General features: G+C 68.3%; 13 protein-coding genes. 7 read left to right on the forward strand and 6 right to left on the reverse strand.

Annotation, left to right across the window (positions count from 1 at the left end; all coding sequences use genetic code 11):
- The first annotated feature begins 72 nt into the window (after window positions 1-72).
- The 4 genes from ABIE24_RS11475 (at window position 73) to ABIE24_RS11490 (ending at window position 5,233) form a co-directional block, all read left to right on the forward strand.
- On the forward strand, window positions 73-897 hold the full coding sequence (locus ABIE24_RS11475; RefSeq protein ID WP_354499748.1) for an ACT domain-containing protein: 825 nt from the start codon (window positions 73-75) through the stop codon (window positions 895-897).
- Between the two features lie 105 nt (window positions 898-1,002).
- A complete protein-coding gene (locus tag ABIE24_RS11480; protein WP_354499750.1) occupies window positions 1,003-2,559 on the forward strand; it encodes a glycosyltransferase in 1,557 nt (518 codons plus the stop codon).
- Window positions 2,556-3,920, forward strand: coding sequence for an O-antigen ligase family protein (locus tag ABIE24_RS11485; protein ID WP_354499751.1), 1,365 nt, complete (start codon window positions 2,556-2,558; stop codon window positions 3,918-3,920). The genes ABIE24_RS11480 and ABIE24_RS11485 overlap by 4 nt, the downstream gene beginning before the upstream one ends.
- A complete protein-coding gene (locus tag ABIE24_RS11490; RefSeq protein WP_354499753.1) occupies window positions 3,917-5,233 on the forward strand; it encodes an O-antigen ligase family protein in 1,317 nt (438 codons plus the stop codon). Before ABIE24_RS11485 ends, ABIE24_RS11490 begins: the two co-directional genes overlap by 4 nt.
- A 17-nt stretch (window positions 5,234-5,250) precedes the next feature.
- Here ABIE24_RS11490 and ABIE24_RS11495 read toward each other — a convergent pair whose 3' ends face one another.
- Complete coding sequence (locus ABIE24_RS11495) at window positions 5,251-6,237, reverse strand: glycosyltransferase family 2 protein (protein WP_354499754.1); 987 nt, start codon at window positions 6,235-6,237, stop codon at window positions 5,251-5,253.
- A gap of 18 nt (window positions 6,238-6,255) precedes the next feature.
- Complete coding sequence (locus tag ABIE24_RS11500; RefSeq protein WP_354499755.1) at window positions 6,256-7,392, reverse strand: glycosyltransferase family 4 protein; 1,137 nt, start codon at window positions 7,390-7,392, stop codon at window positions 6,256-6,258.
- Between the two features lie 163 nt (window positions 7,393-7,555).
- On the opposite strand from ABIE24_RS11500, the gene ABIE24_RS11505 reads away from it, so the two are divergent.
- From ABIE24_RS11505 to ABIE24_RS11515, 3 genes are read left to right on the forward strand one after another with little or no spacing between them, the layout of a single operon-like run.
- Window positions 7,556-8,461 (forward strand): glycosyltransferase family 2 protein, encoded by a 906-nt coding sequence (locus tag ABIE24_RS11505; protein WP_354499757.1) that lies wholly within the window; start codon window positions 7,556-7,558, stop codon window positions 8,459-8,461.
- Window positions 8,462-8,481: 20 nt separating this feature from the next.
- Window positions 8,482-9,222 carry a glycosyltransferase family 2 protein gene (locus tag ABIE24_RS11510; RefSeq protein ID WP_354499758.1) on the forward strand — a complete coding sequence of 247 codons (741 nt, stop codon included), beginning with the start codon at window positions 8,482-8,484 and terminating at the stop codon, window positions 9,220-9,222.
- On the forward strand, window positions 9,219-9,614 hold the full coding sequence (locus ABIE24_RS11515) for a DUF2304 domain-containing protein (protein WP_354499760.1): 396 nt from the start codon (window positions 9,219-9,221) through the stop codon (window positions 9,612-9,614). The genes ABIE24_RS11510 and ABIE24_RS11515 overlap by 4 nt, the downstream gene beginning before the upstream one ends.
- Here the strand turns inward: ABIE24_RS11515 and ABIE24_RS11520 are convergent.
- The 4 genes from ABIE24_RS11520 to ABIE24_RS11535 form a co-directional block, all read right to left on the reverse strand.
- Entirely contained in the window at window positions 9,514-10,788 is a 1,275-nt protein-coding gene (locus tag ABIE24_RS11520) for a lipopolysaccharide biosynthesis protein (protein WP_354499762.1), read from the reverse strand. The two genes, ABIE24_RS11515 and ABIE24_RS11520, sit on opposite strands and share 101 nt — an antisense overlap.
- Window positions 10,778-11,857 carry an NAD-dependent epimerase/dehydratase family protein gene (locus tag ABIE24_RS11525; RefSeq protein WP_354499764.1) on the reverse strand — a complete coding sequence of 360 codons (1,080 nt, stop codon included), beginning with the start codon at window positions 11,855-11,857 and terminating at the stop codon, window positions 10,778-10,780. The genes ABIE24_RS11520 and ABIE24_RS11525 overlap by 11 nt, the downstream gene beginning before the upstream one ends.
- A complete protein-coding gene (locus ABIE24_RS11530; protein WP_354499766.1) occupies window positions 11,854-13,038 on the reverse strand; it encodes an acyltransferase family protein in 1,185 nt (394 codons plus the stop codon). The genes ABIE24_RS11525 and ABIE24_RS11530 overlap by 4 nt, the downstream gene beginning before the upstream one ends.
- 109 nt (window positions 13,039-13,147) lie before the next feature.
- Window positions 13,148-14,545: a hypothetical protein gene (locus tag ABIE24_RS11535; protein ID WP_354499767.1), complete on the reverse strand. Its 1,398-nt coding sequence runs from the start codon at window positions 14,543-14,545 to the stop codon at window positions 13,148-13,150.
- Window positions 14,546-14,637: the final 92 nt, after the last annotated feature.

The following is a 14,637-nucleotide window of genomic DNA, read 5'->3' on the forward strand; positions in this document are numbered from 1 at the left end:
TTCGGTCAAACCGGCACACACTCGGAACAGGACGGTAACCCCGCCGAAACCGGTTCGGGGCGACCATGGAGCATGACCCAGACACCCTCAGCCACAGCGGCGATCCGCTGCGAGGCGTGCGGCCGCCTCCCCGAAGTGCCGAGGGGCCGGCTGACGATCGCCAACATCGCGACGGTCCTGCCCATCGAACTCGCCGTCCACGCTGTCGTCCTCCAGACCGCCCTCCCCTACCTGGCGAAGGTCTCCGTCCTCGCCCTCAGCGCGACGGCCCTGGTCATCTGGGTCGCCGAACCGTCCGTCCAACGGGTGCTGCGCACCTGGCTGCACGCGGGAGCGGTGACCCGCCACCGCCGGCTGCACAGCTTCGACGCGCTCTGGCGGGCGCGACTCGTCGTCCCCGACCGGCCGGGCGCCCTCGAGCAGATCAGCGGCAGCCTCGCGAGGCTCGACGTGAACATCCTCAGCGTCCAGACCGAACAACTGCGGAACGGCGTTCTCGACGAGTTCGTCCTCGGCGCCCCCGACGGCGTCAGCGGGCAGGCCCTCTCGCTTGCGCTGGAGGACGCAGGGGCCAGCCGCGTCGTCGTCGTTCCGACCACACCCGTCGCCCTCACCGACGGCCCGAGCCGCGCCCTCAGCATGGCCACCCGGGTCGTCGGCGACTCGTCCGAGCTGCCCGCGGTCCTCGCGGAGCTCCTCGCGGCCGAACAGGTCGAGAACCGCCTCTCCCCCGCCGAGCTGAGGGAGTCACTCGCCGACGGGACCCTCCTCAAGGTGCCGTCCGTCCGGTACGGCGCGCTGCTGTTCCGGCGTGCCGGCGACCCGTTCACACCGGCAGAATCGGGTCGCGCGAACCGGCTCGCTGAGCTGGCCGAGATCACCGAATACACGCGCTGAACCCGAACGGCAAGCTGGTGGCACCGGGTCGCCGTCACTGGCAGAATGCCTGAGGCGCCGGTTGACCGAGTCCGCGCCGCACACGGCGGAAGGAGACCGGATCCGATGGGCGTTCGCCTGAGACCCGGATGCCACCTCGTCGCCACCTGGGGAATCGATGATCGGTTCGGGGGAATGACCGAGGCGCTCCTGCACCGGTCGCGCGCGTTCGTGAGACTCGGCGGGGTCCGCGTGGATGTCGTCACCTTCGACCTTCGCGCCGACTACCCGGCACTCGAGGCGCGGCTGCGTGCCTCAGGCGACCTGAGCGACGGCATGACGCTGTCGAACATCTGGGACTGGATGCGCGAGAATCCGCCGCCGGACGACGCCGAGGCCGCCGCCCGCCGGGCGTTCTCGCCGCTCGCCGGGGACCCGGCGTTCGAATCGGTGCGCCGGGGGGAACGCGAGCTGATGCGCATCCGGTACGCCGACGACGGTCGCACCGTCCTCCAGGTCGACCACTATCGTTCCGATGGCACCCTTGCCGTGTCCGACCGCCGCGATGCCCGCGAGCGCGGGACGGCCGGCGGGCGGGTGATCGCCTGGTGCGACGCGGAAGGGATGCCCCGCCGCCGCTGGTCGACCGTCCGATCGCTCTACCGGTGGTGGCTCGACCGCCTGCGCGACGGGCGGCCGACGACCCTCATCGTCGACAGCAAGACCAGCGCACGGTTTCTTCTCGGCTACCGGCGGAAAGACCTCGTGACCTTCCACGTCGTCCACGCCTCGCATCGGCACAGCGCCGGCGACCCGTTCCGGGTGCGCGCCTCCCGCGCCGAGGTCTTCTCCGCCGCTGACGGCTTCGACAGGATCGTGTTCCTCACCGAGCGCCAGCGCGCCGACGCCCGCCCTCTCCTCGGCCCGCACGCGCGCCTGGCCGTCATCCCGAACGGGCGGACGGTCTCCTCACGCGACGCGGCGACCCGGGTTCGGAGCCCGTTCCGCGGGATCGTGCTGGCCACGCTTGACCGCAGAAAACGCGTCGAGCACGCGGTGCAGGCCGTCCTCGGTCTGCAGCAGCCGGTGCGCCTCGACGTCTTCGGGGACGGGCCGAACCGCGCCAAAATCGAACGGGTGGTGGCCCAGGCACCCGCAGCACCGGCGCACGTCGCCCTGCACGGGCATCGTGCCGGGGCCAGCCGGGAACTCGCCGACGCATCATTCCTCCTCCTCACGTCGCGAAGCGAGGGCCTGCCGCTTGTCCTCGTCGAGGCGATGGCTCACGGATGCCTTCCGATCGCCTACGACGTCCCGTACGGACCCGCCGACATCATCAGCACCGGTTCCAACGGCTTCCTCGTGCCCGCGGGAGACGTCCCCGCGCTCACCGCCGCCATCGAGGACCTGCTCGCCCTTCCGGCCGAGCGGGTGGCCGCGCTTCGGAGGAACGCCGTCCGCACGGCCGGACGGTACTCGGACGACACCGTCACCCGGATCTGGGCGCGGGAGATCGACCGCGCGGCCGTCGAGCGCGGGTTCGCGCCGTCGGCGCCGGCACGGGCGCTGGCCTTTCGGCTGAGGCGGGGACTGGCACGGCGGTGGCGAAAGTTGCCGAGGCGGGACGGAATCCGCCCGTCCGGCCGTCAGGCGGAGCCCCCGCGCGATAGCCTGACTGCATGACCTCGCCGACCGTCGCGCCGCCCGCAGCGCTTTCGACGCCGAGGCTCTGGGCATCGGGCGTCGCCACCTTCGCGCTGTTCGTCGCCTTCGCCGGCGACGGCATCCGTCACCTTCTCAGCCTGTGGGGCTTCGTGGCGGTCAGCATCCTCGCCGGGATCGCGTGCCTGGTCCTTCTCGCCGTCCTGCGACCGACGTACCTCCGTCGTCGCACGCCGAAGGCCCTGCTTGCGTTCACGGCATTCGCCCTCCTCTCCGTGGCCTGGTCTGCGTACCCGGGCGCCAGCCTGTTCACGCTCACCGGGATGCTCCTGTGCGTCGTCGCCGGGGTGTTCCTCGCCCTCTGTTTCGACTGGGCCGAGGTCGTCCGCCTGCTGGCGAACGCGATCAAGTGGGTGCTCGCACTGTCGATCCTGTTCGAACTCTGGGTGTCCGTCGTCGTGCGCGACCGGGTGCTCCCGTTGTGGGTCGACTTCGGGAGCGAGCCTCCCCTGCTCGCCTACTGGTCCAGGAATCTCCTGTTCGACGGGGGAAAGATCCAGGGCATCCTCGGCAACTCGAACCTGCTCGGGATTCTCGCACTTTTCGGTGTGATCCTGTTCGCTGCGCAGTGGGCGGCAGGCACCGTGCGGAGAGTCTCCGCCATCGTCTGGCTGGTCCTCGCCGTGGGAATGTTCCTCCTCACCCGGTCCAGCACGATGATCATCGCCGCCGTCGTGGTCGCCGTGGTCCTCGCCGGCGCGCTCCTCGTGCGGAACGCCCCGAGCCCGTCGCGGCGGACCCCGGTGTATCTCGGCGGTCTCGTCCTTCTCCTCGCCGCGGCCGCCGCCGTGTCGCTGCTCAACCGACAGTTGCTGGCCCTGCTGGGCAAAAGCGAGGACCTCACCGGCCGGCTGGACATCTGGCAGACGGTGATCGAGACCGCAGGCGAGCGTCCGTGGGTTGGCTGGGGCTATTCGAGCCCCTGGGTTCCGTGGGTGGAGCCCTTCCAGGATCTCGTCGTCCGCCGGGGCTTCCTTCAGCTGCACGCACACAACGCCTGGCTCGACGTCTGGTTTCAGCTCGGCATCGTCGGCCTGGTGCTGTTCACCGCTGTGCTCGTCTCCACACTGTGGCGGAGCTGGTTCGCGGCCGTCGACCGGCCGCGGTTCGACCTCCGCGACGATCGCCCGTACACGGTCCTGTCCCTGGTGCCCCTCCTCCTTCTGGTCGTGCTCCTCGTGCAGTCCGTCGCCGAGAGCCGCATCCTGATCGAGTCCGGCTGGGTCCTCGTCGTCCTGTTCTGCCTCAAGACCAAACAGCACCCGACGATCGTCCTGGACGCTCGGCCGGAAGCATCCCGCGTTCCTGAACCGGGCCGATGACGGCTCCCCGCCCCGGAGAGAACCATCCGGCTCTGGCCTCGCTGGTCCGCGCACTCGGCAGCCCGCACGCCGCCGCAGCGCTCAGCCTCACCATTTTCGGGGTCGCTTTCGCGACTCCGCTGATCCGTTCCGTTCTCGGGTGGAGCGGTCTCATCGGAGTGGTGGCGGCGCTCGTGCCGGTCGCCGTCCTCGTCGTGATCGCACGGTGGGACACCATCGAGTGGCAGGGGCTCCTGCCGATTTCCATCCTCATCTTTCTCGGCTGGTGCCTGCTGTCGACCCTGTGGACCGACCACCAGTGGATCACCCTGTCGAGCGCCCTGTACCAGATCGCCTTCGCGTTCCTCGGGCTCACCGTCGCGCTCACGCGGGACATGATCCAGATCGTGCGCTCCGTCGGCACGGTCCTCCGGGTCTTGCTGTCGGCGTCGCTCGCCGTTGAGGTGTTGTCGGGGCTGATCCTCGACGTCCCGTTCGGGTTTCTGGGGGTGGAGGGCAACATCGCGTTCGGCGGCCCGATCCAGGGGATCTTCGGCACCCGCAACACCCTCGGCTTCATGGCGCTGATCGGAATCCTCACCTTCATCATCGAGTGGCGAACCCGTTCGACGACGCGCGGCGTCTCGGTGTTTTCCCTCGCGGTCGGTACAGCGTGCCTCGTGCTGAGCCAGTCCCCCGTCACGTTCCTCGTTGCCGTCGCCCTCGGGCTCGCCGCCCTGGCGCTGTACGGACTGCGCCGGGCGCCGGCAGACACCAGGCGGGCGCTCCAGTGGGTCCTTGCGGGCCTCACCGCCGTCGCGTTGTTCTCCACCTGGCTGGCCCGCACCCGGGTGCTCGCCCTGCTCAACGCCGGGAGCGAGTTCGAATACCGTTACACGCTCTGGTTCCAGGCGTGGACCCTCGCGCCGATCCGCGGTATGGAGGGGTGGGGTTGGTCGGGGCTGTGGCAGGACGTCCCGCCGTACACCTACATCAACAACGTGCTGGTGCGCGACCATGAATCCGGCCTCAACGCGTTCGTGGACCTCTACCTGCAGGTCGGCGCCGTGGGACTCGTCGCGTTCACCGCCCTGCTGGTGCTGGCCTTCGTGCGCTCGTGGCTGCTCGCGTCGAACCGGCGGACGGTCACTTACACCTGGCCCGCCCTTGTTCTCGTGGCGCTGATCGCGACGAGCGCGGCCGAGAGCTTCATCCTGATCGAGGGCGGCTGGCTGTTGCTCGTCGTCTGCGCGGTGAAAGCCTCGCAGAACATGAGCTGGCGCACGCGCCTGCGGAGCAGGAACGACCCGGCCCCGCCTGTCCCTGTCGAATAGACGCTCGCCGCGCTTCGCTACCGGGGCTGGAACAGGTCGCGGAGGATCTCCGTGTTTCCCTGGCTGGTGAAGCGCGCATAGTCCCCGCTTCGCGCCTCGTTCAGGACGGGCAGGACCCTGGCGATCCGATTCGCCGGCAGCCGTGCCCGCATCCTCTCGATCCGGAGTTTGCCACGTGCCGCCGTGAGATCAGCGGGTTTCACGGCGTCGCCGAGCGAAGCGAGCCTGTCCACGAGGATGCCGGCACGAACGGCGAGGTTCCTGTTGCGGTCACCGCGTGGCTCGAGGACCCGGCTGATCTTGTGGGTCAGGCTCGGCTCGCGCGCGCCGATCTGGTTGCCGCCGTGCTGCCGGTAGTCGATGAGGGGCTCGTCGAGCTGGTCGACCTGCCCGACCGCGGCGGCGATGATCGTGAGCCACTCGTCATGCACCCACTCGACGGGAAACGGAGTCGCCACATCGAGCAGGGACCGCCGGAAGGCCATGGTCGCGCCGGTGGCGACGTTGCGCCGGAGAAGGGTGGGAAAGCTCTTCCCCGCACGGATCGCCTCACGGTCGGCGGCGCTGAACTCGAGCGCGTCGAAGAGCGAGTAGCCGAGCGGCGCGCCCGCCGCATCGACCATGCGGGCGTTCGAGAAGAGCAGGGTCAGGTCAGGGCGGGACCCGAACTCGTGGAGGGCCTTCTCGAGTCTCTGCGGGTGCCAGATGTCGTCCTGGTCGCACAGCACCACGATGGCACCCGATGTCGCCAGAACAGCCTGCTCGAAGTTCCTGCTCACGCCCAGCGCGCTCGGGTTCCTGAGCACCCGGTATCGGATGCCGCCCGGTGCGAGAACCGCCTCGGCCCGCCGCACCGTGTCATCGGTCGATCCGTCATCCGAGACGACGATCTCGTCCGGTCGGATCGTCTGGTCCAGGATGCTTCGCAGTTGGTCCTCGATGAACACGCCACCGTTGTAGGTGCAGAGGGCGACGGAGACCGACGCCGGGGGTGTGTCGCTCATCGATTCCACCCGACGAGTCTACGTGCGGGGACTCGACGCCTGGGCGCGCCGGGAGCCCTTGTCCCTGGCGGCCGCCTGATACGCCGCGACGTGCTCGGCCGCGCAGCGCTCCCAGGTGAAGGTCCGTGCCTGCTCGATGCCGAGCGGCACCAATTCGCTCGCGCGAACAAGTGCCTCCTCGAGACCCGCCGCGATGGACTCGGGACGATGCGGATCGAAGAGAACGGCCGCCTCCCCGCATACCTCGGGCAGGGAACCCGTGTTGGCCGCAGCGACCGGACACCCTGACGCCATCGCTTCCAGCGGCGGAAGCCCGAATCCTTCATACAGGCTCGGGAAACCCAGGACCGCCGCGGTGCGGTAGAGCTCGCGCAATTCCTCCAGCGGCACGAGACTGCGGTTGTCGACCCAGTCGGGAACCTCGCCCAGGTCGCCGAGGCCGCCCCCGGTCAGCACGAGCCGCATGGCCGGGCGCGTCCGGCGGAGGATGCCGACCGCTTCGATCAGGGCCCTGTGGTTCTTGTGCGGCCAGCCGCGCGCCGGGTAGAAGACGAATTCCTCTCGCGCACCGACGTTCGGCGTGAACATCGTCGTGTCGACGCCGAGAAGCGCCACACTGATGCGATCGGGTGAGACACCCAGGTGCCGGACGATGCTGTCCTTCGAGAAGTTGCTGATCGTGATGATCCTGTCCGCCTTCCTGGCCGGACGCTCATAGGTGAAGTAGCGGAAAATCTTTTCTAGCCGGCTGAACAGGTCGGGCAGGTCGCGGTGCTGGATGTCCGCGATCGTCATCACCATCGCCTGGCCCCGCGCGGCTTTCACCGTCGGCACCGTGAACGGGAAGTGCAGAACCTCGGCGGCGCGGGTCAGCCTGCGCACCTGCCTGGTCCTGATGCGCGCGGCAAGCAGCCCGAGAATCCGGGCGAGCGTGGAGGAACCATAGTGGAGGCCGTTCACGATGACCTCGTTCGTCCCGCCCATGGCGCCCCGAGCCGATTCGGGGAGAAGGACCTCCGCGTCCACAACGGATGACGTCGCGAGTCGTGCGGTGAGTTCGCGAGCGAAGGTCTCGCCGCCACCCATGCCTCCCGGGGCGAGTGTCAGCATCGACAGGGTCACCTTCAGCGGGTCACCGGTGGCGTTGTTGTCCATGTATGCGTTGCCCAATCCCCTGTCCAGCGGCTCTCGAACAGCCTAGACGATCCCGGATCCGCCCTTCCGGCGGGCAGCCGCGTCCGGTCGGCTCGACAGGGCCGAACCGCGTGTGTGGGACGATGGACGGAGCACCGCCGTCCAGAAGGAAACGCGAAACCAAATGACCCTCGACATCATGATGCCGTTCTATGGACGATTCGACCACCTCAAACTCGCGGTCGAGAGCGTCCTCGCCCAGAGCGACCCCGACTGGCGGCTCGTCGTCGTCGACGACGTCTACCCGGACCTCGCTCCCGGGCAGTGGGTCGCCGCTCTCGAGGACGAGCGCGTCACCTACATCCGCAACGAGGTGAACCTCCGGCCGAGCCGCAACTACATGAAATGTGTCGGTCTCATGGAATCCCCGTTCGCGGTGCTCATGGGATGCGACGACATCATGCTCCCCGGGTACGTCGCGCGGGTGAAGGAACTCATCGGTCGGTTCCCCGATGCGTCGATCATCCAGCCGGGTGTGGCCGTGATCGACGGCAACGGGAATCCGTCTTCTCCGCTGGCCGACCGGGTGAAGCGGCTGTATCGGTTCGGCGGGCACGGCCCCCGTTCGTTCGGCGGGCAGCCGCTCGCCAAGAGCCTCCTGCGCGGCAACTGGACCTACTTCCCGTCGCTGTGCTGGCGGGTGGACGCGCTCCGGCAGCACACCTTCCGCACCGACCTCGATGTCGTGCAGGACCTGGCCATGCTTCTCGAGATCACCAAGGACGGCGGGCGACTCGTCCTCGATGACGAGGTCGTCTTCACCTACCGCCGCCACTCCGAGAGCGTCTCTGCGGTCACAGGCCCTGACGGGTCGAAGTTCGCCCAGGAGCGCGTCCTGTTCGCTGAAGCGGAACGCGACCTCACAGCGCTGGGCTGGCACGGGGCAGCGCGGGCCGCGCGGCTCCACGTCACGTCTCGCCTGAACGCCCTGTCCGAGCTTCCTGCAGCTCTCCTGGCCCGGAATCGCAGCGGCCTGAGGTCGTTGCTCCGCCATGTCTTCGGGCCGTCCGCCGAGCGTTCGACCGCATGACGGTTGGTAGGCTCGAGTTCATGACGGTCACCCTCGAACACACGTTGATCGTCATGCCGGCGCTCAATGAGGAAGCCTCGGTGGCCGACGTTGTCCGGGAGGTGAAGGCCAAGCTCCCCGGCGTGAGCTGCCTCGTCGTCGACGACGGATCGTCTGACAGCACCGCAGCGGTGGCGCAGGCCGCCGGAGCGGCGGTTTTGCGGCTCCCCCTGAATCTCGGCGTCGGAGGGGCGATGCGCGCCGGGTTCAAGTACGCGCTCGACAACGGGTACGAGTGTGTCGTCCAGGTCGATTCGGACGGCCAGCACAATCCGGAGTCCGTCCCGCTCCTCCTCGAGCAGCTCGGCGAAGCCGACATCGTGCTCGGGGCCCGGTTCGCCGGCGAGGGGGACTATCGCGTGCGTGGTCCACGCCGGTGGGCGATGGTCGTGCTCTCGACGGTGTTGAGCAGAATCTGCAGGACACCCCTCACCGACACCACGAGCGGATTCAAGGCCACGGGGCCGAGAGCCCTGCGGCTGTTCGCTGTGCACTACCCGGCCGAGTACCTGGGCGACACGATCGAGTCGCTGGTGATCGCGGCGCGCGCCGGGTGCGTGATCCGGCAGGTTCCTGTGTCGATGCGCGCGCGCGTCGGCGGAACTCCGTCCCACAATCCCTTCAAGGCGGCTGCGTACCTCGGACGGGCGATTCTCGCCCTTCTCTTCGCACTCTCACGCCCGCCGATTCTGCTCCCCGAAAGGAAGGGGGCTCCCGCATGAGCCTCGCCAGCTACGCTCTCGGCATCTTCGCCGCGCTGTTCACCCTGGGAGTCGTCGTCGAAATGCTCCGGCGCCGACGATTGAAGGAGCGGCACGCAGTCTGGTGGTTCATCGCCGGACTCCTGGCCCTCGTCATCAGCGTGTTCCCCGCGACGCTCGAATGGTTCGCCGGGCTGGTCGGAGTCGAGGTCCCGGTCAACCTGGTGTTCTTCGTCAGCTCAGCCATCCTGTTCCTCGTCTGCCTGCAGCACAGCGCCGAACTGACGACGCTCGAGGAGAAGGTGCGGGTGCTCACTGAGGAGTCTGCGCTCCTCGATCTGCGACTGGAAGGGATCGAACGACGAACGCCAGGCCAAGAAGATGGATCGCGAGGCCGACAAGCGGGCCGATGACCAGGGCGCCCACCGTCCTCGGAACGAGGTCGAGGGGCAGCAGCAGGACCCCGATCAGGACAACCGCTGATGCGACCCATCCGTAGACGAAGATCGCATGGTTCCCCCTGGCCAGAACGGCGGGTCCGCTCACGCACAGAGCGGCGGTGAGCCCGGCCGACGCGACAACGGCCGCCATCGCCGGCGCGTCGATGGCGTAGTCCGCTCCGAACAGGGTGAGGAAGAGCACAGGGCCCAGGAGGAACGCGAGGACGCTGGCGACCGCCGTGATTCCTGCGGTCCCGGCCAGCGCCAGCCACACCAGGCGCCAGGCGTGGGCATTCCGGTCCCGGAAGTACACCGTCAGAAAGCTCTGGAGCGCCAGCAGCGGGATCACCAGCGGTGCCCTCGTGAGCGTGATCGCGAGTACCAGCACGCCGACGGCGGCCTGCGATTCGTCTTTCGAGGTGGCGTTCAGGAGAAGCGGGAACCCGCTGATGAGGACCCCGGTCGCTGTTGCCCCGACCACCGTCCTGGCGGAGTTCCAGCCGAGGCGGCCGACGCTGACATCGACGGTGTACCGGCCGCGGACCCGGCGGCTGACGACCAGCCACACGCAGGCCGCCGTCAGCGGGAAGGGCAGAACGACAGCCCACACGAGGGCATCCACGTCGGCGCCCAACGCGACCCCCGCGGCAACGAGAACCAGGCGGATGCCGGCGTCGAGCATCGTCTGGAACGCGATCACCTTCCACTCGCTGAGCCCGTAGAGCAGGCCGCTGAGGACGGCGACGAGGACGTAGCCGGCCGAGCCCAGCGTCAGTGCGGCGACCAGCGGCCAGGTGTTCTCCGGGAAGACGGTGCTTCCCCAGAGCAGGGCGGAGACGGGCGCGCAGACGAGAACGAGGAGCACCGCCACCCCGCTGAACCGACGCGCGTTGGCGGAACCGGCCCTGGGTGCGGCCCGGAGGGGAGACGTCGCCCGCGAGATTTCCTGCTGGATCCCGCTGAGCCCCGAGACGACGAGGTAGAGCGCCGCCCAGAACACGCTGAATCGCAGGTACTGCTCCGGGGTCACCGACAACGGCACGAGGAACTGGATCGCGTACCCGGTCGCGCCTGCGACCGCGGTTGCGACGAGGATCGGTGTCAGACCGCTCGGTTTGCTGCCGGCCACCGCCTCGTCAGCTGACACGATCGGTTTGCGACGCTATCCATTCCTGGAGCCCCGCGACCCCCCGGTCGACGTCCCATTCGGGCTGCCAGCCGAGTTCCTGCACGGTGCGGTCGATCGTGCAGGCCGCGAACCTCACGTCACCGTCGCGGTAGGCGCCTGTCACATGGGGCTCTGGGGCACCGTGGTAGCTCGCGATCGACGCCGCGATCTGGGAGATGGTGGTGGCGATTCCCGAGCCGACGTCGAAGGTCTTCGGGCTCCCGGGGTCCGGGGAATCCAGGGCGGCGACGAAGGCCGACGCGACATCGTCGATGTAGACGAAATCGCGGGTGATGCGGCCGTCTTCGTACACGGGGATCGACTTCCCCTCCTCCGCCCACTGCGAGAACAGCGAGACAATTCCGGTGTACGAGTTGATGAGCGACTGGCCGGGGCCGTAGACGTTCTGCAGCCGCAAAACGGTGAGCCGCGTGTTCCGGGCACCGGCCCACGCACTGAGGATGCCCTCCTGCGCCAGTTTGGTGGCACCGTAGACGCTCGTGGGCGCCGGGACCGTTGAGAGGGCGCCGCTCGGAACGGGTGTGGCGTCAGGGAAATCCCACTGCCCGGCCTCGAACTGTGCGTGGGTGCGCATGCCGGGCAGGAAACGCTCGCCGTCGGCACGTTGCCACTCCCCCTCGCCGTAGACGGCCCTGCTGCTGCTCAGCAGGATGTGGTCGGGCTCCAGACCGAACCTGCTGAAGGCGTCGAGCATCTCGGTCGTACCGACGACGTTGACCTTGGCGTGGCGCGACGCCTCGGCCAGCGACTGCGCCGTCCCGGTCTCCGCGGCGAGGTGGATGACCACATCGGGCTTCACGTCCGCCAGCAACGAATCCCAGGTGTCTGGGTCCGTGACATCCCCGACGATCAGTTCCGCGGCAGGGAACAGGTCCGCCGGCCGGCCCTGCCCGGCGTGCACCTGTGGGTGGAGGTTGTCGACAGCGACCCATCTGCCCGCCCTGCCCGCCAGACGCTGCGACAGGGCGCACCCGATGAAGCCGGCCCCACCGGTGACAAGCACGGTTTGGGATGTCAGATCAGTCACTGTGTTTTCCTTCGGGTTGTGACCAGCCGTCTGGCGCGGTCGTACCACCATCGTATTCCGCGTCCTGGACCCCAGTCCTTGAGCATGAGCGCCCGCTTCTCCAGTGCGTGCCAGCTGAGCCAGGCGAGCGCGAAGGTGATGACGAGTGCGCTCACGGTGTACGGGACGTACCCGAATTCGTACACCCCCGCGTACGCCAGTACCTGCTGCACGAGGAACCCGTAGAGGTAGACACCGTAGGAATAGTCGTTGACGGCACCGATCTTCTTCACACGGGCCGGCAGGCGGATCGCCAGCCAGAACAGGACATAGGCGAACGCCGGGAAGCCGATGAGCGCGAATCCCCCCTGGAGCAACGTGAAGACGACGACGAAACCGCACATCAGTCCGATGCGGTCGTCGACGAGGATGCGGTCCGCGTACATGGCGATGCAGGCACCCCAGAGGAACGCCATGGCGAGGTTGATCTGGAGCGGGTCGGCGAACCACGGCACAAGCGCGCCGAGTGTGTCCGGCGCCGCGAACCTCGCGACCTGCAGGCTGAAGACAACGGCTGTGAGGATCGGGACGGCGAAGCGCGTGCGGTTGAGCGACCCGAAAATGACGAGAGCGCCGATGAGGAGGTAGCAGTTCCACTCGTAGATCAGCGTCCACAGCGAGCCGTTGAAGACGCTTCCGGCGACCTGGCCGTATGGAGTCCCGGTCAGCAGGTCGTAGATTCCCCACTGGCCGATTCTCAGCCCCCCGTTTTCCAGGAGGTACGCGACCGGGCCGTCGCTGGCCCGGCTCACGTAGTCGTCGAGCGCACGCCCTTCGACGAGCCAGAGTGCCGGCCCGACCATCGCCGCCGCGACGAGAAGGACGAGCCAGAACGCCGGGAAGATGCGCAGCGCCCGCGCCCACAGGTACTGGACGATGTCCTTCTGCATGCCGCTGCGGGTGATCAGGTAGCCGCTGATGGCGAAGAACCCGATCACGGCGACCCCGCCGAGGTTTTCCTGGCCCCGGAACAAGGTGAAGAACGGATCTTCGCCCAGCCCCCCGAGTGGGAAAGCGTGCGAGACGATGACCGCGGCGGCCAGCAGCAGCCGGATGAAATTCAGCGCGTTGGATCGTCCGCCGAGTCCTGCGCGGATCGAGATTCCGGTTTCCGGTGCGGCCAGTTGGCGTTTCTCAGGCACCACGCCAGCGGTTTCGCCCGTGCTCACCATAGGTTTGATCGCATTCGGTAGGAGATGGGAGGACGACGCTACTCTACCGGCCATCAGCTGAACGCCCGGACGGAGCCGCTCAGAGGAAGGTCGCGAGGGCGAGAATCCCGCCCAATGCGAGCGCGGGGAAGCGGATCCACGGGACCCGGGTGAAGTACACCGCGGCGCAGCACACGAGGAACGGGAGCAGGACGACCCCGTACCGTGTCGGCAGCTCGAAGTAGTACCCGGCGATGACGTGGGAGCCGATGGCGAGCATCGGCCCGAAGATCAGCGCGGTCACCAGGGTGGGCACACCGACCAGCCACCGCCGGACCGGCCCGACTCCGGTGGCGCTGCTCGAGAGCGCGAGGCCGAGCGTGCCGGTGATGCAGACCGCGGTCAGCACGGTCACGGTCACCGCATCGACCAGATCGTGGTCGACTCCGGCATCGCCGACGTTGAGCAGGAACCGGAAGGCTTCGCCGAGAATGGCCGCGGGAGTCAGGTCCGGATTGTTGAAGTCGATCGGCGTGGCGACGTAGCCGGGGGCGCGCAGGAACGCCCGCACAGCCAGCCAGGCCACCTGGGTGACCAGCGCCACGCCGGCGATGGCGCAGGCAGCGAGAACCATCGACAGTCGTGGCCCGGCGGGGGAACGCACCGTGAGGTCGTCCGGCTGGTCGTGGTCGGCACGGACCACGTCGCGCACGGCGGGGTGCACAGCGGCGATGAGAATCGCGAGCGCCACCAGGGCGACGCTGCCGAGGTTCTGCACTTTGGTCAGGACGGCGACGATCGCAACGGGGACGAGCCACCAGACGCTCCGCCGACCTCGGATGGCGTCGACCGCGAGGATCCCCATGGCCGCCGACAGGGCAAGCGTGGGCGCGTCGGTGCTGAGGTAGGTGGAGTTCCAGAAACTGACGGGGGCGGCAAACACCAGCAGGGCCGACGCAAGCGCAAGGACCTTGTCGACGCGGAGGCGTCTGAGCAGGATGAACAACAGCGACAGCCCGAGCGAGAGCCAGAGGACACCGACCAGCCTGCCCGCGTCAACGAGACCCACGCCGGTCGCGACGAGCGGCTGCGCCAGGGTCCAGGTCGCGACGAAGTACACCGGGGCGTAGATGTCGGCCGCCGTGGTTCCCGCGTATGGATAAAGCTCATCCCGGTCATGGGTTCCGGCGTTGCAGCTCTCGCCGATCGTCTCGAAAAAACGCACCCCACGGCAGGACAGTTCGTTCCGCGCCAGCTCGCCGGTTTCGTCTCCGGCGCGGACGACGAGCTGGGACGGCACCTTGTCGAGATAGTCGGCGTAAACGTATTCATCGAAAGGCGAGAACGCGGGATTGGCCGGCACCTCCGAGATCACGAAGGCACTGCTGAGAAGGACTAAAAGCAGGATCGCCACCGAATCCAAACTCAGCCAGGAGGGGCGAAGTGCGAAGAGGGACGGCCGCGGGAGCTTTCGGGGCGCTGCACTGGTTGTGGTCATGGTGGAGAGGAGTTCCGTCACGGTCGAGGCGTCCTGCCACTCTACCCGGGCGGCGGGGAGGGACATCGGCCGGCCGGACCCTGCGTTGATAG

This window comes from Mycetocola sp. 2940, assembly GCF_040548835.1.
Classification (GTDB): domain Bacteria; phylum Actinomycetota; class Actinomycetes; order Actinomycetales; family Microbacteriaceae; genus Mycetocola_A.

Coding starts and splice junctions, on each gene's coding strand:
- ABIE24_RS11475 (WP_354499748.1), top strand. CDS start 73: ATGACCCAGACACCCTCAGCCACAGCGGCGATCCGCTGCGAGGCGTGC.
- ABIE24_RS11480 (WP_354499750.1), top strand. CDS start 1,003: ATGGGCGTTCGCCTGAGACCCGGATGCCACCTCGTCGCCACCTGGGGA.
- ABIE24_RS11485 (WP_354499751.1), top strand. CDS start 2,556: ATGACCTCGCCGACCGTCGCGCCGCCCGCAGCGCTTTCGACGCCGAGG.
- ABIE24_RS11490 (WP_354499753.1), top strand. CDS start 3,917: ATGACGGCTCCCCGCCCCGGAGAGAACCATCCGGCTCTGGCCTCGCTG.
- ABIE24_RS11495 (WP_354499754.1), bottom strand. CDS start 6,237: ATGAGCGACACACCCCCGGCGTCGGTCTCCGTCGCCCTCTGCACCTAC.
- ABIE24_RS11500 (WP_354499755.1), bottom strand. CDS start 7,392: ATGGACAACAACGCCACCGGTGACCCGCTGAAGGTGACCCTGTCGATG.
- ABIE24_RS11505 (WP_354499757.1), top strand. CDS start 7,556: ATGACCCTCGACATCATGATGCCGTTCTATGGACGATTCGACCACCTC.
- ABIE24_RS11510 (WP_354499758.1), top strand. CDS start 8,482: ATGACGGTCACCCTCGAACACACGTTGATCGTCATGCCGGCGCTCAAT.
- ABIE24_RS11515 (WP_354499760.1), top strand. CDS start 9,219: ATGAGCCTCGCCAGCTACGCTCTCGGCATCTTCGCCGCGCTGTTCACC.
- ABIE24_RS11535 (WP_354499767.1), bottom strand. CDS start 14,545: ATGACCACAACCAGTGCAGCGCCCCGAAAGCTCCCGCGGCCGTCCCTC.